The organism is Mucilaginibacter robiniae (assembly GCF_012849215.1).
Classification (GTDB): Bacteria; Bacteroidota; Bacteroidia; order Sphingobacteriales; family Sphingobacteriaceae; genus Mucilaginibacter; species Mucilaginibacter robiniae.
The window spans coordinates 3,423,523-3,445,013 of sequence record NZ_CP051682.1 but is presented as its reverse complement, the minus strand read 5'-3'; the positions used below and the strand labels follow the sequence as shown (position 1 = coordinate 3,445,013).

At 41.2% G+C, this 21,491-nt stretch carries 19 protein-coding genes and 1 riboswitch; of the genes, 9 read left to right on the top strand and 10 right to left on the bottom strand.

Annotated features, from left to right (window positions below; all coding sequences use genetic code 11):
- Positions 1–36: 36 nt before the first annotated feature.
- Genes pfkA through HH214_RS15200 form a run of 4 tightly spaced genes read right to left on the bottom strand, consistent with a single transcriptional unit; the run spans position 37 to position 3,950 of the window.
- A complete protein-coding gene (pfkA, locus tag HH214_RS15215) occupies positions 37–1,014 on the bottom strand; it encodes a 6-phosphofructokinase (RefSeq protein ID WP_169609021.1) in 978 nt (325 codons plus the stop codon).
- Complete coding sequence (locus HH214_RS15210) at positions 1,001–2,707, bottom strand: protein-disulfide reductase DsbD family protein (protein ID WP_169609019.1); 1,707 nt, start codon at positions 2,705–2,707, stop codon at positions 1,001–1,003. Before HH214_RS15210 ends, pfkA begins: the two co-directional genes overlap by 14 nt.
- A gap of 11 nt (positions 2,708–2,718) precedes the next feature.
- Positions 2,719–3,171: a protein-disulfide reductase DsbD N-terminal domain-containing protein gene (locus HH214_RS15205; RefSeq protein WP_169609017.1), complete on the bottom strand. Its 453-nt coding sequence runs from the start codon at positions 3,169–3,171 to the stop codon at positions 2,719–2,721.
- Positions 3,172–3,176: 5 nt separating this feature from the next.
- Entirely contained in the window at positions 3,177–3,950 is a 774-nt protein-coding gene (locus tag HH214_RS15200) for a biotin--[acetyl-CoA-carboxylase] ligase (protein ID WP_169609016.1), read from the bottom strand.
- A 47-nt stretch (positions 3,951–3,997) separates the two neighbouring features.
- Here HH214_RS15200 and rsfS point away from each other — a divergent pair, with 47 nt between their 5' ends.
- The 5 genes from rsfS to HH214_RS15175 all read left to right on the top strand — a co-directional run bounded on the left by rsfS (position 3,998) and on the right by HH214_RS15175 (position 8,125).
- On the top strand, positions 3,998–4,372 hold the full coding sequence (gene rsfS, locus HH214_RS15195) for a ribosome silencing factor (protein WP_169609014.1): 375 nt from the start codon (positions 3,998–4,000) through the stop codon (positions 4,370–4,372).
- Positions 4,373–4,450: 78 nt separating this feature from the next.
- Positions 4,451–6,544: an ATP-dependent zinc metalloprotease FtsH gene (gene ftsH / locus HH214_RS15190; RefSeq protein ID WP_169609012.1), complete on the top strand. Its 2,094-nt coding sequence runs from the start codon at positions 4,451–4,453 to the stop codon at positions 6,542–6,544.
- Between the two features lie 54 nt (positions 6,545–6,598).
- On the top strand, positions 6,599–7,243 hold the full coding sequence (locus tag HH214_RS15185) for a LutC/YkgG family protein (RefSeq protein ID WP_169609010.1): 645 nt from the start codon (positions 6,599–6,601) through the stop codon (positions 7,241–7,243).
- A 92-nt stretch (positions 7,244–7,335) separates the two neighbouring features.
- Positions 7,336–7,728, top strand: a complete 393-nt coding sequence (locus HH214_RS15180; protein WP_169609008.1) for a response regulator transcription factor — start codon at positions 7,336–7,338, stop codon at positions 7,726–7,728.
- Between the two features lie 40 nt (positions 7,729–7,768).
- Complete coding sequence (locus tag HH214_RS15175) at positions 7,769–8,125, top strand: response regulator (protein WP_169609006.1); 357 nt, start codon at positions 7,769–7,771, stop codon at positions 8,123–8,125.
- Between the two features lie 107 nt (positions 8,126–8,232).
- Here the strand turns inward: HH214_RS15175 and HH214_RS15170 are convergent, their stop codons facing one another.
- Positions 8,233–9,825 carry a hypothetical protein gene (locus tag HH214_RS15170; RefSeq protein ID WP_169609004.1) on the bottom strand — a complete coding sequence of 531 codons (1,593 nt, stop codon included), beginning with the start codon at positions 9,823–9,825 and terminating at the stop codon, positions 8,233–8,235.
- A 186-nt stretch (positions 9,826–10,011) separates the two neighbouring features.
- A riboswitch (Fluoride riboswitch) is annotated at positions 10,012–10,083 on the top strand.
- 42 nt (positions 10,084–10,125) lie between these two features.
- Between HH214_RS15170 and HH214_RS15165 the strand changes: the two genes are divergently transcribed.
- The 3 genes from HH214_RS15165 to HH214_RS15155 all read left to right on the top strand — a co-directional run bounded on the left by HH214_RS15165 (position 10,126) and on the right by HH214_RS15155 (position 13,246).
- Complete coding sequence (locus HH214_RS15165) at positions 10,126–11,523, top strand: voltage-gated chloride channel family protein (protein WP_248282110.1); 1,398 nt, start codon at positions 10,126–10,128, stop codon at positions 11,521–11,523.
- A gap of 132 nt (positions 11,524–11,655) precedes the next feature.
- Entirely contained in the window at positions 11,656–12,798 is a 1,143-nt protein-coding gene (locus HH214_RS15160) for a putative sensor domain DACNV-containing protein (RefSeq protein WP_169609002.1), read from the top strand.
- Between the two features lie 208 nt (positions 12,799–13,006).
- Positions 13,007–13,246 carry a helix-turn-helix domain-containing protein gene (locus HH214_RS15155; RefSeq protein ID WP_169609000.1) on the top strand — a complete coding sequence of 80 codons (240 nt, stop codon included), beginning with the start codon at positions 13,007–13,009 and terminating at the stop codon, positions 13,244–13,246.
- Positions 13,247–13,363: 117 nt separating this feature from the next.
- Here the strand turns inward: HH214_RS15155 and HH214_RS15150 are convergent, their stop codons facing one another.
- A complete protein-coding gene (locus tag HH214_RS15150; RefSeq protein WP_169608998.1) occupies positions 13,364–14,623 on the bottom strand; it encodes a prephenate dehydrogenase in 1,260 nt (419 codons plus the stop codon).
- Between the two features lie 163 nt (positions 14,624–14,786).
- On the opposite strand from HH214_RS15150, the gene HH214_RS15145 reads away from it, so the two are divergent.
- Positions 14,787–15,593: a hypothetical protein gene (locus tag HH214_RS15145; protein WP_169608996.1), complete on the top strand. Its 807-nt coding sequence runs from the start codon at positions 14,787–14,789 to the stop codon at positions 15,591–15,593.
- Positions 15,594–15,771: 178 nt separating this feature from the next.
- Here HH214_RS15145 and HH214_RS15140 read toward each other — a convergent pair whose 3' ends face one another.
- The 4 genes from HH214_RS15140 to rpsG form a co-directional block, all read right to left on the bottom strand.
- On the bottom strand, positions 15,772–18,141 hold the full coding sequence (locus HH214_RS15140) for an ABC transporter permease (protein ID WP_169608994.1): 2,370 nt from the start codon (positions 18,139–18,141) through the stop codon (positions 15,772–15,774).
- A 220-nt stretch (positions 18,142–18,361) separates the two neighbouring features.
- Positions 18,362–18,667 (bottom strand): 30S ribosomal protein S10, encoded by a 306-nt coding sequence (gene rpsJ, locus HH214_RS15135; protein ID WP_158825059.1) that lies wholly within the window; start codon positions 18,665–18,667, stop codon positions 18,362–18,364.
- A gap of 146 nt (positions 18,668–18,813) precedes the next feature.
- Positions 18,814–20,922, bottom strand: coding sequence for an elongation factor G (gene fusA, locus HH214_RS15130; RefSeq protein WP_169608993.1), 2,109 nt, complete (start codon positions 20,920–20,922; stop codon positions 18,814–18,816).
- A gap of 86 nt (positions 20,923–21,008) precedes the next feature.
- Positions 21,009–21,476, bottom strand: coding sequence for a 30S ribosomal protein S7 (rpsG, locus tag HH214_RS15125; RefSeq protein ID WP_169608991.1), 468 nt, complete (start codon positions 21,474–21,476; stop codon positions 21,009–21,011).
- Positions 21,477–21,491: the final 15 nt, after the last annotated feature.

Here is a 21,491-nt window from a genome sequence, read left to right as displayed (position 1 = left end):
CAAGGTACTTAGCAATGGTGCTAAATTTTACAAGTCCTATAACGACAAAATATCTACAATTCTTAATAAATTGCTATCTACCTCAGTAGTGTGTTTGATAGCGTTTTCAAAAGGTGTATAAGATATTTCATTGTTAACAATGCCGATCATTTCATGGCTGTGGCCGTGCAGCAAAGCTTCAACAGCAGCTACACCTACACGGCTGGCTAAAACGCGGTCCATACAAGTAGGATGACCACCACGTTGCATGTGGCCCAATACAGATACACGAGTATCGTAGTTCGGATATTTTTCTTTTACCAAACGGCCAATTTCAAATGCACCTCCGGCTTCATCACCTTCGGCCACAATTAAAATTTTTGATGATTTATCACGACGGCCCTGCTCTAAACGGTGATACAAAGCATCCAAATTATTTTTGGTTTCTGGAATTAATATCGCTTCAGCACCGGAAGCAATACCGGTACGTAAAGCAATCAAACCTGAATCACGCCCCATCACCTCAACAATAAACAAACGGTCATGTGATTCGGCAGTATCTCTGATTTTATCTACAGCTTCTACAACCGTGTTAATTGCGGTATCATAACCAATAGTAAAGTCAGTACCCTGCAAATCATTATCAATAGTACCAGGCAGGCCAACAATAGGAATACCGAATTCATTACTGAATATTTTGGCACCAGTAAAAGTACCATCGCCGCCAACACCAACCAGGGCATCTACGCCATAACGTTTCAGTTGGCGGTAAGCAATCTGGCGACCTTCCGGCGTACGGAACTGCTCGCTACGGGCTGTTTTCAGGATAGTACCACCACGTTGTACAATATTGGCTACTGATTTACGATCCATCGGAAACAGGTCGCCGGTAATCATACCTTCGTACCCCCGGCGTATACCAGTTACTTCTAAATTATAATATAATGCTGTACGTACCACTGCACGTATAGCTGCATTCATGCCGGGCGAATCGCCGCCCGAAGTATAAACTCCTATATTTTTAATCTCGGCCATTATTTTGTTCGTAAGCGGCTTTTCCGCTGTCTAAATATTTAATATAATTTTCTACACTGTAATTAGCACCCTGAGGCGGCACCAGCACATCCCCTTTGGTATTTACGATTACGTAATACGGCTGCGAATTTACATTAAATTTCGAAGCTTCGTAATCGCTGTTTTTTTTACCGATAGATGTAATCTGTTTTCCGCTAAACTTAGAGGTGTATTGCTCATTAGTCGGCAATTCTGTTTTTTCATCCACGTACAATTCCAGTAATACAAAATCATTCTGCATACGTTGGCGTACCCCCGCATCCGACCATACCTCCTGCTCCATTTTGCGGCAGTTAGCGCAATTCCAGCCGGTAAAGTCAATCAATATAGGTTTCTTGAGTTCTTTTGATACTTGCAAAGCTTGTTCGTAATCATACCACTCATTTAAGCCTTCGTGCTTACCGCGAACAAAAATATCTTCATACTTTTTATTGGTGATAGATACATTTTGCTGTGGCGCAGCTGCAATACCGCTGGTTAGGTTATTCAAGTTAAAATCCTGAGTAGCTGGTGGTGGCAAAAAGCCACTGATTACTTTCAACGGTGCACCCCATAAACCAGGAATCATGTAAACCACAAAAGACAGCACCACCAAGGCTACAAACGTGCGCAGTACTGACAAATATGGCAAATCACTATCATGCGAAAACTTGATTTTACCTAACAGGTATAATACAGCCAGCAAACCTATAGCTATCCATAAAGACAGGAACACTTCCCGATCCAGCCAGTTCCAATGGTAAGCCAAATCAACGTTAGAAAGAAACTTAAGCGAGAAAGCCAATTCCAGAAATCCTAGCACTACTTTCACGCTGTTCAGCCAACCGCCTGATTTTGGCAAGCTTTTCAGTGCCGATGGGAACAAAGCAAATAAGGTAAACGGAACAGCCAATGCTAATGAGAAGCCGAACATACCAATAGCTGGTGCTAAACGTTCACCTTTGGCAGCTGCCTCTACCAGCAAGGTACCAATGATAGGCCCTGTACAAGAAAACGAAACAACTACCAGCGTAGCCGCCATAAAGAAAATACCGGTTAAACCACCTTTATCTGAATTCTCATCTAGCTTGTTGGCCAACGAGCTGGGCAAGGTAAGTTCAAAGGCGCCCAAAAACGATATACCAAATACAACCAGCAGTAAAAAGAAAAAGATGTTGAATATACCATTGGTAGCTAAAGCATTTAATGCATCAGACCCAAACAATAAGGTAATAATCAATCCCAGCGATACATAAATTATAATAATAGATACACCGTAAATAATGGAGTGGAAAATACCTTTGCTACGAGTACCAGCCCTTTTGGTAAAAAAGCTTACTGTTAAAGGTAGTAGCGGGTAAATGCAGGGCATTACCAATGCTGCAAAACCACCCAGCAAACCAGCAATAAATATTTGCCACAATGTTTTAGGTTTTTCGGTGCTTTTGGTAGCTGTAGCGCCAGCCGCTTTAATTTCAGTAAGTTGGCTTTTCTGATTAACAGTGGTATCAGGCTTGGCCGCTTGCACGTCAGTAAATTGCAAATCGGTTGTAGAAATAGTATCAGCTTTGGTTTGCTGCACTGCAAAAACAGGCTGAACAAAACCAAACACTATTAAACTAAAAAAAGCAATCCCAAAATAGAATAAAAAGGAGCGTTTATGTCGTACGTTCATTGGGATTGAGCTTATTTACCTACCGGGATACTAAATTCTACATCATCTGGTGGCAAACATTTATGATCGTTGCAGGTCATGTACTCTACTTTACCTTTTACCACAGTAGCACCGGCAGTTTTCAACTTGATACGTTGTTGGAACACCACTGAATTTTCAAAATAACTCACATCCATTTTAAAAGTCGGCTCGAACTTGGTAACAGGCTTAGGCTCATTGGTAGTTCCTACCAATGTATAGCTTTTAGAAGCCGGAAAAGTAAACTCGGTAGCTACTGGGCCGCCATCTTTAACATGCTGTGAATAAATATGCCAGCCTGCATCAATATTAGCTCTGATGGCTACCACAGCTTCAGTTGCGCTGATACGCTTTGCAGCGTATGACCATTTAACCGGAGTTTCAATCTGTGCCGAAACCGACAATGTAAAAAACAGCCCTACGGCTATCAGGATTAACTTTTTCATAAGTTTTATGGGTTGTTCAAAAATTCTATTTCTTTTAAATTGTAGCGCTGCACCCCATCTGGTTGCTGCACTTCCAACAATCCGCTATCGGTTACACCAACAATACGGCCTTCAATCACCTCATGGTTCCGTTTGTAGAAGTGTTCCTCATTAAACCGGTACAACGCCTGCAGATACTGTTGTCTGATCAGACTCGTTTCACCTGCCTGAAGTTTAATGTACCATTTCCCGATAGCCTCACAAATCTCCAATAATAAAGCTTTTAAATCATAATCTGTATGTAAGATTTGCTTTAGCGATATGGCATTGGGCACCCAATCCGGAAACTGACTGGTATTTATATTCAACCCAACACCTACAATAGCACTCTTGAGGGTGCTGCCCTGCACCTGGTTTTCGATCAGTATGCCCCCTAGCTTACGCTGGTTTACATAAACATCATTGGGCCATTTAACTTTTAGCTGATTGCCTGTTAATGGCTGCAAGGCATCATGCACACCCAGGCTCACAATGCGTGTTAAATCAAATTGCTGATTTATGGGTAAAAAGGCAGGTTTAAGCAGCAGGCTAAAAGCTAAGCTTTTTCCCGGTTCAGCAAACCATTTATTTTGCTGCTGACCGCGGCCTGCATACTGGCTTTCTGCCATTATGACCGTTCCTTCGGGTACTGGCTCAGAATTTGCCAATATATTTTTTAGGTATGTATTTGTAGAGTCAACTTCTTTTAGCGTAACTAAATTTTGTGCAACAAATGCTCCCGAAAAAATGTTATTTTGCAAAGTGTACTAAAGATTAGATTAAAATCGTTCAAAATTAAAAGTTTTTAATGGTAAAAAACAAAGCGTTAAGTGAATCTGCCTTTATTTCTGAACGTGCTATACATGGCATTCAGGAAAAAAAAGGAAATGATATTATTCGGTTAGACCTCCGTAACATTCTAAGCTCTGTATCCGACTACTTTGTGATCTGTCATGCTGATTCGAGCACCCAGGTAAGAGCTATAGCCAACAGTGTTGAAGAAGAAATTTTCAAAGCCACTCAAATGGAACCCTGGCGTAAAGAAGGGTTACAGAATGCTGAGTGGATATTGCTGGATTATGTAGATGTAATAGTTCATATTTTCAGAACCGACAAACGAGAGTTTTACGGGGTTGAAGAATTATGGGGAGATGCTGAACTTCAGCATTACCAAAGTGCCTAACACCTCAACATCCGAATACGATAGGCCGGTTGTTGAATGTTAAATTAAAGATTGTATGTTTGAGCTTGTAAAAAAGAAATGAAAGATAATAAAGCTGATAAACCCAAATCCTTTCGAAGAATTCCGAATAGAAGGATAACACCCCGGCCTCCCCGCTTTAATTTTATGTGGTTGTATGCCATTATAATTTTAGCGTTGCTGGTGGTGCCTCAGTTATTGAGCAGCAGTGGCGGCAAAGCCATTGATTTCAATCCGCGTATTGCCAACATGCTGCGCGCGGGTGATGTAGAACGCATTGTAGCTTACAAAGATGGCGACCGTGAAGTAGCTGATGTATATATCAAGAAAGATAGTTTGCGTAAATCTGCGTATGCTGATGTACGTGACAACCGTTCGTTCGGCATTTCTACAGCCAATCCTCAATACTCGTTTACTGATGCTTCGCCTGAAAGCCTGAAGCAAACTGTTAACAATGCAATGAAAGATTTGCCTGAGGCTGCCAAAACACCACTTGAATTTGCACAACAGCATGAAAGCTGGATGTCAAACTGGCTGGTACAATGCATTATCATGGTTGTGCTGGTAGCTGGTTTCTGGTTATTCATTATGCGCCGCATGTCTGGCGGTGCTGGTGGCGGTCCTGGTGGCCAAATCTTTAACATCGGTAAATCAAAAGCTACCCTGTTTGATAAAGAAGCACAAATTAATGTGACCTTTAACGATGTAGCCGGTTTGCAGGAAGCGAAAGAGGAAGTAATGGAAATTGTTGATTTCCTGAAAAACCCTAAAAAATACACCAACCTGGGTGGTAAAATACCTAAAGGTGCTTTGCTGGTAGGTTCGCCAGGTACAGGTAAAACCCTGATGGCAAAAGCAGTAGCTGGTGAAGCCCAAGTTCCTTTCTTCTCCTTGTCAGGTTCTGACTTCGTAGAAATGTTTGTGGGTGTAGGTGCATCACGTGTACGTGATTTGTTCCGTCAGGCTAAAGATAAAGCTCCTTGTATTATTTTTATTGACGAGATTGACGCTATTGGTCGTGCCCGTGGTAAAAATAATATTGTAGGTGGTAACGATGAGCGTGAAAATACCTTGAACCAGTTGCTGGTAGAAATGGATGGTTTCGGTACTGATTCTGGTATCATCATCATGGCTGCTACCAACCGTCCGGATGTATTAGACTCTGCTTTGTTACGTCCAGGCCGTTTTGACCGGCAAATTTCTATTGACAAACCCGACTTGGTGGGTCGTGAGCAAATTTTCAAAGTGCACTTAGGCCCATTAAAACTGGCTGAAGGTGTAGATGCGAAAAAACTGTCAGCACAAACTCCAGGCTTTGCCGGTGCCGAAATTGCTAACGTATGTAATGAGGCTGCCCTGATTGCTGCCCGCCGTGATAAACAAGCGGTAGATATGCAAGACTTCCAGGATGCTATTGACCGTGTGATTGGTGGTTTAGAAAAGAAAAACAAAATTATATCACCAGAAGAAAAACGCATTGTGGCTTACCACGAAGCTGGTCATGCTATTGCAGGCTGGTTCCTGGAACATGCTGATCCACTGGTTAAGGTATCTATTGTGCCACGTGGCGTTGCCGCTTTAGGTTACGCACAGTATCTTCCTCGTGAGCAGTTCTTACATACTACCGAGCAGTTGAAAGATGAAATGGTAGTATCTATGGGTGGCCGTGTGGCTGAAGATATTGTTTTCGGTAAAATATCAACCGGTGCATTGAGCGATTTGGAGCGTATTACCAAGCTAGCTTATGCCATGGTAAAAATTTATGGTATGAACAGCAGAGTAGGTAATGTTTCTTTCTACGATCCGCAAGGCGAGTATCAGTTTAACAAACCTTATTCTGACACTACAGCCGAACTGATTGACGAGGAAGTACGTACCCTAATTGATAACGTTTACCAACGCACCAAAGACCTGTTAAACGAAAAACGTGAAGGTCTAGAAAAACTGGCTGCCAAACTGCTGGAAAAAGAAGTATTGTTCCAGTCTGATTTGGAAGAGCTGTTGGGAAAACGCCCGTTCGATAATCGTACCGCTTATGATAAATTTGTGAACGGTGAAGCCGCTTTGAACCCGGATGTAGATAACAACGCTATACCTGAAAGCGTAACCAATCCTGAAACTGCCCGCATTGAAGGACAGCAACCACAAGGATAATATAAAATTTATTTACCTTTAAAGCCACTGCCCGCGCAGTGGCTTTTTTTGTTTATGAAAGACAATACTACGCCTAAAGAACGATTGCTGAAGAAGGTACGCAAGGCTTTGCTGGAACGACGGGATAACCCCTACCCCAACTTAGAAGATATGCCTTTATATGCGGCACTTACGCCTAATGATATACCGGAAGTAATGTTTGCAGAAGGACTACTGGCGGCTGGTGGTCAATTTGTATTTTGTGAGGATGATATTCAGTTTATCGAATCGTTACTGAATTTGGCCGAAGAACGTAAATGGCATAAAATATATTGCTGGGAACCCTTGTTGCAGCAATTATTGGATGAGTTTGGCTACCCTTATTACACTAGCGATAAAGATTTTGATAAAGCTGAGGTTGGTTTCACCTTGTGTGAAGCCCTGATTGCCCGTAATGGCAGCATTCTGTTATCAAATGCGGGTATGGCTGGGCGTAGGCTTACCATTTATCCGCCAGTACATATTGTACTAGCTTTCAGCTCGCAAATTGTGATGGATTTAAAAGATGGTTTTGCTTTATTGAAAGATAAGTATAACGCCCGTTTGCCCAGCATGATCACCACCGTAACAGGCCCTAGCCATACCGCAGATATTAATCATCACCCTGTTTCTGGTGCACATGGCCCTAAAGAAGTTTTCGTGTTCTTGTTGGAAGGATGATTTATCTAAATACTGTAAATATCTAAGATAAAAAGATACTTAATTTCTTACTAAGATAATAATAAGCATACCTTTGTGCCACCCCTAATTTAATGGCAATGAAAGTGATGTTGATTGAAGACAATCAGGATATCTTGGATATTCTGGAGTATGCTTTAACGGATAACGGCTATGAGGTAGTTTCCTCAACTAATGCTGATATCCTAACCCGATTAAACCTGATTAAACCCGATATTATCTTAATAGATGAATGTCTTTGTGATGTAGATACAGGTAGTATCCACTGCCAAAGACTTAAAAGCCAAAAGGCTACTGAAAACATTCCGGTAATGTTGTTATCAGCCTACCCGCATATAGAAGAATTGGCAGTTACTGCCAAAGCCGACGGTTATATTAAAAAGCCCTTTGATATTCATGAATTGAGCCCTGCTATTCAATTTACTTTGAACCAAAATAAATCAGTGTCATATTCACCTGTACACTAAAACTAAAGCTTGGTATTCCTGTTAAATCCTTCAAAATATCATGAGTAAGCGCATTTTGATTGTTGAAGATAACGAGGATTTAACAGAGGCTATTGAAATGGTTTTGCATAAAGCTGGCTATGAACCATTAATATGCAGAACTTACAATAATATTTTTTCTTGCCTATTCAGAAATAATGTTGATTTGGTTATTCTGGATGGGTACTTAAATGGTTATGATGGCAGGCAAATACTGCAACAACTTAAACAACATAGTTCATTCAAAGATTTGCCTGTAATTTTCGCCTCGGTCATGACCGATGAAGACTTGACCGGATACAAGCCAGATGCAACACTACCTAAAGTATATGGTATGAATGAATTGCTTAAAAAAATTCACGATTTGTTACCTGCTTAAAATAACTTAAGATTAAGGTATAATCTTTTATTCTTAATTATTCCAAGTTCTTTTCTAAATATCGCACGAACAAAGGGCGATTCTGCATTTACAGATTACTAATCTACTTATTCTTTCCGTACTAAAGTTGTACTCACCTCAATTTCGTTAAGCAAACCGGGTGTGCTTTTGGAGGTATTTGCATAACCGGCATCAGTTTTGGTTTGACTAATTTTGGTAATGTCGGCATCTATCTGGTTCAGTTGTTTAACCAAGCTGTTAATTTCTGATAAATGTGCATTAAACATACGTGCACGGTTGTTATATGCCTCAACCTGATCGTTTTTACCAGCAGGTGCTGCTTTGGCGGTATCTAAAGCTTGATAATTATAAGGCGTTAAATTAGCTACAGTAGTTAACACCGGAATTAATGATGATGAATCGCGTTTAGAAAGTTTCGCTAAACTTAACCCTTGCGAGTTAGGATTATAGCTAATCAAGTTTTCGTACTCACCCAAAATAGCAGACTGTACCTGCCTCTGGCGCATGTAAGTATCAGTTACAATTCTGGCTTTTATATCGTTTTTAAAGCCCTTAAACAACAGTGAGGTAAAATCATAAGCCTTCGTACGCAATACAGCGTTTTGCACTGAATAATAATTGCTTAGTGTGCGGTTTTTGGCATACATCAGCCCTACATTAGAACTCACTAACTGAAATCCAGGATTGCTGCTTATAGACAAATCTGTCTGATTGCCGAAATTGTAAAACTTGCGACCATATACCTCCAGATTATCTACCCGTTCATACGAGGTCAAGAAATATAAGCGATAGCGTTGATATTGCTGATCGGGGTTATCAATTTGCGCATAACAGTTTTGAATAAAAGCCTTCACGGCATTATCATTAAATATCTGGTAAATATTAGCATTAGGACTAGGCCGCCATCTAATTAGAGATAATTTCCCTTTAAAGTCCAGTTCTACACAGTTGTTGTTATTAAACGAATTGCTTAATCTGCCCAAAAAATAGGCAATCTGTGCATCGGCCTGTACCTGGTGTTGGGTAGTTACTAAAGCATACAAGCTATCCTGAATGGTTAAATAATTCTCGCTATTGTTCCAGTACGAAGGTTCAAGTGGAGGCAACAACAACCGATTGGTTTTCGTATCTACAAAAATAAAGGTCCCTAATGGGTACACATTCTGAAAGTTGTTTTCCAGTAATGAAAAGCTGCTAACCGTACTGGAATCCAGCTTGAGCAAAAAGTTCAGCACCTTATTGTGTTCCAGTTGCAGGCTTAAGTTCTGCAACGATTCAAAACTGGCATTCTCTTTTTCAGGAATAACAATCGGTATGTAAAAGACCTGATTTTTATGGGCATTCAAATAGGTGTAATCCTTTTTTATTAAAGCAGAGGTCACGTCTTCCTGGTTCTGCCCATAAAAAGAAATGGTATCTCCTTTACTTACTTCAACTTCTTTAATACGCTCTTCATCCGGCTTTAGCTTCATCAATGATTTCACCTTGAAAGCGCCCGATTTTTTCGATATTTTATAAAAAACAAGTAAGCTACTTTTGGATTCATTTTTAAGTTTAAACTTAAAGTCTTCTGCCCTACTTGAAGCTGCTCCAAAAACTAAAGCTAAGAGTAGCAGAACCAGTTGGTTTAGCTTAAATGATGTAACTGTTGTTATAGAAGCTATTTTCTTCGAAGGCATATCAATAGATCGTATTTCTAAGTTAAAAACACCGCAGCATGTATATTGTGTGAATGTGTGATGCTGTGGTAGTTACCTCCTTCTTAACACCTATTTAGGTATTTTAGTATACCGATCATGATATTTGAAATCAGGGTTACATTTTTAACATTTTTGTAGCCTAATTAAACAGGCTAACTGCTATCTTTGCAGTAAGGAAATGGTGTCTTCCGGTTGCTTTGCAACGAACCGCATATTGCTGATGGCGCCTGCAAATAACTAACTGCATATTTTATGGTATGCGGTACTATGCATTTGTAGGTGAAAAATTTTAAATCTTCTTCCGCTTTCTACAACCATCCTGTTATTCAAACTTTAAAATACGGCTTACGTTGGACGGTGCTTATCTTGCCTGTTGCCATAATTATTGGTAGCGTAGTCGCTTTGTTTTTATGGCTGCTCAGCTGGGCCATTCATTTCAGATTTAGTCATACTTGGTTGCTGTTTTTATTACCATTGGCAGGTATTGCTATTCACTTTATTTACCAGTCGGTAGGTAAATCATCCGAAAAGGGCAACAACCTGATTATGGACGAAATTAATAAGCCCGGTGGTGGGATACCTCCACAAATGGCACCTATTATTTTACTTACTACGGTAATCACCCACCTGTTTGGCGGCTCGGCCGGGCGCGAGGGTACCGCTGTACAAATAGGCGGCAGCATTGCAGGTATGTTCGGTAAATGGTTTAAGTTAAACGAGGCCGATATGCACTTGGTACTCACGGCTGGCGTAGCTGCCGGCTTTGGCGCTGTATTCGGTACGCCGCTTACCGGCGCTATTTTTGCCTTAGAGGTATTAAGTATTGGCCGCATCAAATATGATGCTATCCTGCCAGCTCTTATTGCCGCCATTGTGGGTGATGTTACCGTATCAGCCTGGGGTGTTCATCATACCGCTTATCATATTGATGTACTGGCAAAAACGTCTTATATGCTGTCGGCCTACCTGCCATTTAATTGGGTATTGCTGGCTAAGGTAGTTCTTGCTTCTGTTGCCTTTGGTTTAGCAAGCTGGTTGTTTTCCTTAATGGTGAATGAAATTAAAGCAACTTTCATTGCTTTGTTCACCCACAAATGGCTAATACCTTTAACCGGCGGTTTGCTTATTATAGGGCTTACCTACATTATAGGTAAACCCGATTATTTAAGTTTAGGGGTTGATGCGCAGTACCCAGGTGCAGTAACTATCCCTTCCAGCTTTCATGCGGGTGGCGCTGATACCTGGAGCTGGCTATGGAAAACCTTATATACCACTTTAACTTTAGGCAGCGGCTTTAAAGGCGGCGAGGTAACGCCTTTATTTTATATAGGCGCTACACTTGGCAACACACTTTCCGGACTATTGGATGCACCTGTAAGTTTATTTGCAGCTTTAGGCTTTATAGCGGTATTTGCCGGAGCTACCAACACTCCATTAGCCTGCACATTTATGGGTATTGAACTATTTGGCGGTGAACATGCCTTACTGTTTGCCGTAGCCTGCTTTACGGCTTATCTGTTTAGCGGACATACCGGCATTTACAGTTCGCAACGCATTGCCATACCTAAGCTGTTTGATGCTAATTTACAGGATGAAACAACCTTAGCTGATTTAAACAAACAACGCGGTTATCTTCACCAAAAACTGGCTAAGTATAAATTTAGGTTTAAAAAATAAAGCAGTGTACCTTTAACTGTAAGGGTGAAGTTACCAGCCAAACAGCAGGTGGTATTTGACATCCGTATGGCTGAACACGATTAATTATCTCGATACACATTGCTATCATTGTTGTAAATTTTCAAACCTGCTATGTTATCCGAATCTACCTATTTACCTGCACGTATTATTGCACCGGCTATTGAGGCGCATTTTGCAACCCACCTAGCCTTAGCTGATGATTTGGGTGAAGGTAATTTGGCTTCTCCTACACATAGCAGTATCATTGAAGCCGTTATTGATGTAGCTTTTTGGGCAAGCCTGAGGCGCGAAGAAGGTCATTCGCCTACTATATCTTTAGCGCTGCTACACCCCGATCAGGCAGAACAGCCGCTTATATTTGGCCGGCAACTGCGGCTAACTCCACAAAACCTGATTAAACTGGCCCCTGCGGTTGCACAGCCCGGCATTCATTTGGGGGTATGGCAACAGGCTGATGGGCTTTACGTTTGGGGCACCACTCACTATATACCTAAAATATGCTTTGTGCTGGAAGTTATTGAACCTGGCCTGCTGGTAGTTAAGCACCGACGTATTGGTGGATTTGGGAAGTTTGTTAACGTTGCGGTTTTGCATGGCGACCAGATTAAAATTCTGGATGAACAATCTATGGGCATATCGAATTGTCCGGCATTATTATCTTCCCTGATGCGTATGCCACTCCCTGCTTTTATGGGCGAGTCGTTTAACATTTTAGTACAACTGGCAGCTTCTATGCGGTTACACCGTCGAGGCGGCTTAGTACTCATAGTTCCGCAAGGTTTTGACGATTGGCACCGATCTGTAGTGCATCCAATCAATTATCCGGTTACGCCCAGCTATTGTGCTATCAGCAACTTACTCCAATACCGTGAACCTGAAAAAGACAAGCTGGAATGGCAGGAAGCATTGTTACAAGCTATCGATATCATAGGAGGGTTTACGGCTGTAGATGGTGCCACAATAATTAATGAACAATATGATTTATTGGCTTTTGGCGCTAAAGTGGCCCGTGCAGCAAACAGCACCCCGGTTGAACAAATCATTTTGACCGAACCTGTAGCTGGTGTAAAAGCTACCAAAGTGCATCCGGCACAGCATGGGGGTACCCGGCATTTAGCTGCCGCACAGTTTGTATTCGATCAGCATAATGCAGTTGCCCTGGTAGCTTCACAAGATGGGCAGTTTACTGTTTTTGCCTGGTCAGACCAATTGCAGATTGTGCATGCCCATCGCATTGATGTATTGCTTTACTAAAAATACAGACGCTTTTATTTGACAATTAGCTCGCTTTATCACAATATAAGCTGCCTTCCCTTGCTTTTAAAACTTCAGAGAATGACATTTTTAACACCATTTAATATAAACCCTGTTAAATAGCTATTCGTATAAACCTAAAAGATAGCTGTCAGCTTACCAACTGCAGCAGCTTGGCTAACCATTTTATTGCTTATTCCATTTACCCATGAAGTCATTGTGCGACCTTAAAGCTCTGGCAGTAGCTGCTAATATCAGAAAAATTAGAGAAGATAAGAATTATACACAGGAATACCTGGCAGCCAAGCTGAAAATTTCACAAAATGCCTACAGTAAAATAGAATTAGGGCGTAACAATATTACCTTAAACCGCCTGCTTTGTATTGCGGAAATATTAGAAATTGATGCAGTAACCTTGCTACAGATGAATAGTGTAGAACAACACTAAATTTTTAATAAATAAAGATTTAAGTAACCACCTAGAAATCAAGTAAACTCAAAACTGCTTTAACTGCGCAGATGATGCTGTAATACTACCCTATAATAAGTGGTTACCATCTTAGGTTCAACTTCGCATTAGTCGCCTAATCATATCGGCACTGTGTTTCTGCCCTTCCTCTAACCTATCTTTAAAGAAAGCCTGAACCTGGTTAAAATGCTTTTTATAGCCTTCCATATCACCATAATTGATAATAGATGACCATTCGCGTACGGCAGAGTGAAATTCTAAATCATCGCCGCGGATAGACTTGTCATACAAAGCGGTTTGAATAGATTCTTCCAGCAAATCTTCATTCTTGAACAAGTACTCGGCAATACCTAACCGTAACCGAAAAGGAGGCGTTTGCCCTACCAAATTATCATAAGGATTGATACCCAAATGATACCAGGCATCTACCATACTTAGTATACTCAGGTGCGAATTAGGTTTACGCTCGGTACTGCTGCCATGAAAAGTAAACTCATCCATCACGGCATCGTTCAGCATAATGGGGCGACGGCTTTCATGAAAAACGAAGTCGCGGGCGCGGTACAACCGATCACGAAAGGCATCTTCCTCCTCCTGAATCATCAGCTTAAACAATTCTGATTCTGACTGGGCATAACGCCTTACTTGCTGCCGGGCATAAGGATTCAGAATAGCCAAACCGGCATACACGTGAGCTTTATAGCTAAATATACGGAGGGTTATTAAAATTTTAACATTATCAATGCCGCCTAAGTAAGAAGCATTTTCCCATGGAAAGAAACCAGCAGAGGCCCAGGCTGTACCCATGCTTTCAAAGCCTACATGCGTTACAGCTTGGGTATCGGCCACAATCTTGTCATGTTCATGATAATCGTCCAATTCAACTAAGTCTGATCCAATAGCTGTAAACAAATCCAGCATACGCTGATAAGTTGTATCATCAGCCCGGTATCGCATCAAAATTAGTTTTTGACCCGCAGGCTCAAAGCCACCACCATGCATGGCATGAAAAGTAACAATCTGCGCATCAGCTGGTAAATACTTCTCGAATATGGCAATTTCGGGGTGCTTAACGGATGTTTGTCCGGCTACAATGGCCCCGTATTTAGTAGAACCGCTGCACTCCGCCACTACCTGCTCCATACGGTCAGCTTCAACCGAGTAAATCAGTAAATCACTGATACGAGCTACTTGCTTTCCATCATCCAGCAACTGAATACCTAAGGGTTGCAGCTCATTTTCCAGTGCTTCCCGATTCTGGGGCAAATCGCAGCCACAAACTGTATAACCAGCTTTTGCAAACGCTTTAGCATATACCCGGCCCATATCGCCCAAGCCTATCATTCCGATGTTCATGCTGCTAATATAAATATGGTTTGGTTAAATTGGGTTGGATATCCTATATTCGTTATTTTAGGCATGTTTGGTAGCTTTTACTATTTATAGCTTATTTACAGGTATTTATTTAAACAAAAAAGCTATTAAACTATTTACTGTACTGTTCATCAAACTTTCAACTATGAAAAAAAGGTTCTGCATTAATACTTTAACCCTGCTTTTGTCCATATCCAGCCTTACTGTTGCACAAGCGCAGGATTCTGTTCATGTAAAACCCAAAACAACTACAACACCTGCTAAACCAGCGTTTAACAAACCTGGAATTGTGCGGCCCGGTGCAGCTAAACCAATTACACCTGGAGCTTACCAGCCAGCAGCTGCACACCCCGGTACTGCTACTCCCACTTACCGAACCCAACCTGCTACACGCCCTAACCCTTATGCACAGCAAGTTCCTGCAGCTGGCGCACCTGTTAATACTGATAAAAGCTTGAGCGGACAATATCAGTACCTAAGCACTAAGGTATATGGCTACCAACGCCCTCAACTTGCTGCATTTTATAAAAATATAATGGATACCATACGTGCCGAACGCCAAAAACTGCGCACGGCACAAAGTAAATTAGCTACCCAAGGTAAAGCCGTTCAGGATTTACAGTCGGATGTAAGCGAGAAAGAGCAAAGCTTGAATGAATCCAACTCCAAGCGTGATGCCATAAGCTTGGCTGGCATTCTGGTATCTAAAGGCACCTATAACTTAATTATGTGGGGCTTGGTAATCCTGTTTGGTGCAGTAGCTGCTGTTGTTATTGCACAATCGGGCAGTGCACGCCGGGAAGCTAAATACCGTATTAAGTTATATGATGAGCTGGATGAAGAATATAAAGGCTACAAAATAAAAGCTAACGAGAAAGAAAAGAAAATGGCCCGTGAACTCCAAACCGTACGCAATAAGCTGGAAGAAATTACCGGCAACCCAGGCTATTAACTTATCTTTATTTTCAATACAAGAAAAGCGGCACTATAATAATGGTGCCGCTTTTTTTATATAAATGAGTTTGACGTTTAAACCATTTCAAAATCTGAACATTATCATCACACTTATTTTGCAAAACGGTTATAACATCCACCTAAGCAGCTTTTTATTTTCGTACTTACTCTCATACTTACTCTGTTCTTAAACTTCGAACCGGGTTAGCGATGGCAGCCCTAATAGCCTGATAACTCACGGTAAGTAGGGTTATGCCTAAAGCCAATAACCCGGCAACTGCAAATATCCACCAGGAAATTTGCGTGCGATACTCATACGCTTGCAACCAATTACTAAGGAAATACCATGCTATGGGTATAGCAATAACACATGATATAATTACCAGTATTATGAAATCTTCACAAAGCATTTGCCAGAGGTTGTAAACCGAAGCACCTAAAATTTTTCGCACGCCTATTTCTTTGGTACGCTGTTCGGCCACGAAGGATGCTAAGCCAAACAATCCTAATGATGAGATAAAAATGGCAAGTATGGCAAAAAAAGTAGCCAGATTTCCGATACGCTCCTCATTGGCAAACTTAGTTGCATAGTCTTGATCCACGAATTTATAATCAAAAGGACTACTAGGATCAAACTTCTTAAATACTGGCTCTATCTTGGCCAAAGCCTCACGCACCGGCATACCGGGCTTTAATTTTATAGTAATTACATTAGCCCAATCATAACTAATCATAAATATAGTTGGCTGCACCGGAATGTAGGGAGATTCCATTACCATATTTTTAATGACCCCTACTATGGTGAGCGGTTTACCGTTATACTTCACAATTTTGCCTATCGGATTTTTAAAGCCCATTATTTTTGCTGAAGCCTCATTGATGATGGCGGCAGAACTATCTGTCAGGAAGTTGCGTGAAAAATCACGTCCTTGTTTTACTTGCCAGTTAATAGTGTGGCCAAAATCATGCGTAGCTCCAATAGTGCCCAAAAGCGGATGACTACCCGGTTCCATACCTTCCCATTCAAACCCAATCTGGTTACTTTTTACCGATGTTGATGGACTTGAAGATTCAGCCATATTTTCGATAGAACCAGTTTTCAGCAAATCGCTCCGGATAGCATCATAATGGCCACGTAAATCAGGCGTATTAATATCAACTGTAATCAGCCCTTCGCGATTATAGCCCACTGGTCTGTTTTTAGCATGCTGTATTTGCCTGAAAACAATTACAGTACCGATAATAAGAGTTATAGATACTGTAAACTGCACTACAACCAGCACCTTACGGGGTAGCGCTGCATAAGGCCCTGCTTTAAACGTGCCTTTTAACACTTTAACCGGATTAAACGCTGATAAGTAAAATGCTGGATAGCTACCCGACACCAAACCTGTTATAATAGTAAACAACAATGATACTAACCAAAAAACAGGATTTTTCCAAGGTAGTTGAATTTGTTTATCTGACAAATAGTTGAAAAAAGGCAGGCAAAGAAGCACCAGTATAACACACAGTGCAAATGCCAGTAGTGCCATTACTACCGATTCGCTTAAGAACTGTCCAATCAATTGCTGGCGCATAGATCCGATAGCTTTGCGAATGCCCACCTCTTTAGCGCGTTTTTCACTACGAGCAGTGCTCAGGTTCATGAAGTTGATGCAAGCCAGTAATAACACAAATACTCCTATAATACCAAACAGCCAGACAAACTTAATACGACCACCTGTTGATTTACCGTTCACAAAATCGCTGTACAAATGCCACCTGGACATTGGGTGAAGTTGCATCTTGGCATCGCCTTCTTTAAAATGTGGCTTTTCCAGATCTCTTATTTTAGCATTGATTTTTTCTATATCAGCGTGCTTATCCACTTGTGCAAATAACTGCCAGCTGTGATTTCCCCAGTTATCTATAGAGTTTTTCACCCAATTAAACGTAATATACTTGCCCCAGGGTAAAAGAATTTGAATATCGTTAAACGATGTATTATAAGGTAGGTCTTTGTATACACCGGCAACTTTCACATCCGCCATATTGTTAACTCGGACCGTTTGGGACATCGGATCCGCATCACCAAATAACGCTTTGGCTAATGATTGGCTAATGATAGCGGATGATGGATCGGTCAAAACACCACGACTTCCTTTAATCATATTTAAGGTGAGCATCTCGGGAAAATCAGGCTGAACCCACATCCCCTTACCAGACATCTTTTTTTCGCCTGCACCAAGTATATACGGCTCATTCCATGTTGCTAATGCCAGACGTTTAAAATCCTGAGAAAACTTCGTTTTAATGTCTTTAGCCAAGGGTAAAGCTATTGCCTCATTAGTACCTACATGACCGTTAAAAGTCTGCGTATTCATTACCTGCATAATGGTGGAGTAGTTTTCATGATAAGTATTATAAGCCACTTCATCATATATCCACAAACCAATTAACATCGATAAGGCCATGCCCAATGCTAATCCACAAATATTAATTAATGAATAAACTTTATTTTTAAGCAAACTGCGCCAAGCGATAATGAAGTAATTCTTCAGCATAAGTGATAACAGGTTAATATAATACTGTAAATATAATCTTACACAATTGCACTAAAACAATACCTTAAATTAAACAATTGATTACCAAATAATTACTATAAATCACCATTAAATAAATGTTCGCTTCCGATACAGCATCTTGTTCAATACCGAACGCCCTAACAACACAAAAGGCCACCTTTTGTAAGGTGGCCTTTTGTGTTTGTATCTTCCGGTACTATCACACTTTGATTTCTACTTCAACGCCGCTTGGCAATTCAAGTTTCATCAACGCATCAACAGTTTTAGAGTTAGAGCTGTAAATATCCAACAGACGTTTGTAGCTGCACAATTGGAACTGCTCACGTGCTTTTTTGTTAACGTGTGGTGAACGCAGTACTGTAAAGGTTTTCTTTTCAGTTGGTAAAGGAAGCGGTCCGCTTACTACAGCGCCGGTTGGCTTTACTGTTTTTACGATTTTCTCAGCTGATTTGTCAACCAGGTTGTAATCGTAAGATTTCAGTTTAATTCTGATTCTTTGGCTCATTGTTATTTATTTGTTAGTAACCGCTTGTAAGAGCTATTTATTACAAAGTGGTTGGTTATTTCTAATTTAAGTTATCGGGTTATTGAGTTAAACAGCTTTTGATTCCAGATCAAACTTCTTAATAACTCAATAACCCATAACTAAACTTATACAGAAGCTTTTACTTTACCTTTTGATTTAGCTACCACTTCTTCTTGTACGTTACGTGGTGCTTCTTCATAGTGGTCAAACTCCATAGTGGAGGTAGCACGGCCTGAAGTAATTGTACGTAATTGAGTTACGTAACCAAACATTTCAGAAAGTGGAACCATTGCTTTAATTACCTGTGCACCGTTACGGCTGTCCATACCTTGCAGCTGGCCACGACGACGGTTCATGTCACCGATTACATCACCCATGTTTTCTTCAGGAGTCAAGATCTCGATTTTCATGATTGGCTCCAGCAATACCGGACGGCATTTTGGCAATGCTTCGCGGTAAGCAGACTTAGCAGCAATTTCGAATGAAAGTGCGTCTGAATCGACTGCGTGGAATGAGCCATCAATCAATCTTACTTTCAAGTTGGTTAAAGGATAACCAGCCAGTACACCATTAGCCATTGAAGCAGCAAAGCCTTTTTCAACAGATGGGATGAACTCACGAGGAATAGCACCACCGGTAATTTCATTCACAAACTGTAAACCTTCTTTACCTTCATCGGCAGGAGAAAGAATAACTTGGATGTCGGCAAATTTACCACGACCACCAGTTTGTTTCTTGTAAGTTTCGCGGTGTTGTGTTTGACCAGTGATTGACTCTTTGTAAGCAACCTGAGGAGCACCTTGGTTTACTTCCACTTTAAACTCACGTTTTAAGCGGTCCATGATGATATCCAGGTGCAACTCGCCCATACCAGAAATAACGGTTTGACCAGTTTCTTCGTCAGAGTTTACACGGAAGGTTGGATCCTCTTCTGCCAGTTTACCTAAAGCTAAACCTAATTTATCAACGTCGGCCTGAGTTTTAGGCTCAATAGCCAAACCGATAACCGGCTCAGGGAACACCATTGACTCCAGAACTACAGGGTTCTTTTCATCACATAACGTATCACCTGTTTTGATATCTTTAAAGCCCACTACCGCAGCAATATCACCTGCACCTACGTTAGGAATAGGGTTTTGCTTGTTAGCGTGCATCTGGAATATACGAGAAATACGCTCTTTATTGTCTGAACGCATGTTATGTACATACGAACCAGCTTCTAAGTTACCTGAGTAAACACGAATAAAGCATAAACGGCCTACAAACGGGTCGGTAGCAATTTTGAATGCTAAAGCAGCAAATGGCTCTTTAACATCTGGCTTAATCATGATCTCTTCGCCAGTGTTAGGGTTAGTACCCACTACACCTTTTGAATCAACTGGTGAAGGCAATAACTCCATAACGTAATCCAGCATGGTTTGCACACCTTTGTTTTTGAAAGATGAACCGCAAGTCATCGGAACGATTTTACCAGCTAAAGTAGCCTGACGTAAAGCGTCTAATACTTCACGCTCAGTGATAGTAGTTGGATCATCAAAGAATTTCTCCATTAATGTATCATCGTACTCAGCTACTGCTTCCAGCAACTTTTCGCGCCACTCAGTAGCTTCATCCAGCAAATCATCAGGAATTGGCACTTCAGTAAAGGTCATACCTTTATCGTGCTCATTCCAAACTACACCACGGAAGTTGATTAAGTCAACCACACCTTTAAAGTTATCTTCAGCACCAATCGGAATTTGCAGTGGCACAGCGTGGCTGCCCAGCATATCGCGTACTTGTTTAACAACTTTCAGGAAGTCGGCACCTGAACGGTCCATTTTGTTAACGAAACCGATACGAGGAACGTTGTAATTGTTAGCCAAACGCCAGTTAGTTTCTGACTGAGGCTCTACACCATCAACAGCCGAGAACAGGAAAACCAAGCCATCCAGTACACGCAATGAACGGTTTACCTCTACGGTAAAGTCCACGTGTCCCGGAGTGTCAATTACGTTTACCTGGTATTTGTCACCACGGTAGTTCCAGAATACGGTGGTAGCAGCTGAAGTAATGGTGATACCACGCTCCTGCTCCTGCGCCATCCAGTCCATGGTAGCTGCACCTTCGTGTACCTCGCCTATTTTGTGGCTCACACCCGCATAGTACAGGATACGCTCGGTAGTAGTGGTTTTACCGGCATCAATGTGAGCGGCAATACCAATGTTTCTAGTATATTTAAGATCTCTTGACATGTCTTATTGAGTTTATTGAGTTGATTAAGTTGAGTAGTTGATCAGTTCAATAAACCACTCAACTACTTAACCACTCAACCGCTTTATTAGAAACGGAAATGTGAGAACGCTTTGTTGGCTTCAGCCATTTTGTGCGTATCTTCTTTTTTCTTCACAGCAGCACCTTCACCTTTAGAAGCTGAAATGATTTCGCCTGCCAGTTTCTCCATCATGGTTTTTTCACCACGACGACGAGCATAGCTAATTAACCATTTCATACCTAAAGCGATTTTACGCTCCGGACGAACTTCAGTTGGCACCTGGAAGTTAGCACCACCCACACGACGAGATTTAACCTCAACAGCTGGCATTACGTTGTTCAACGCTTTTTTCCAAGTATCTAAGCCGTTTTCGCTGGTTTTTTTCTCTACAATTTCAACAGCATTGTAGAATATGCCGTATGCGGTAGATTTTTTACCATCATACATCATGTTATTTACAAACCTGGTTACCAAAACATCATTGAATTTTGGATCAGGCAGAAGGATTCTCTTTTTTGGTTTTGACTTTCTCATTGTTTACTATCCTCC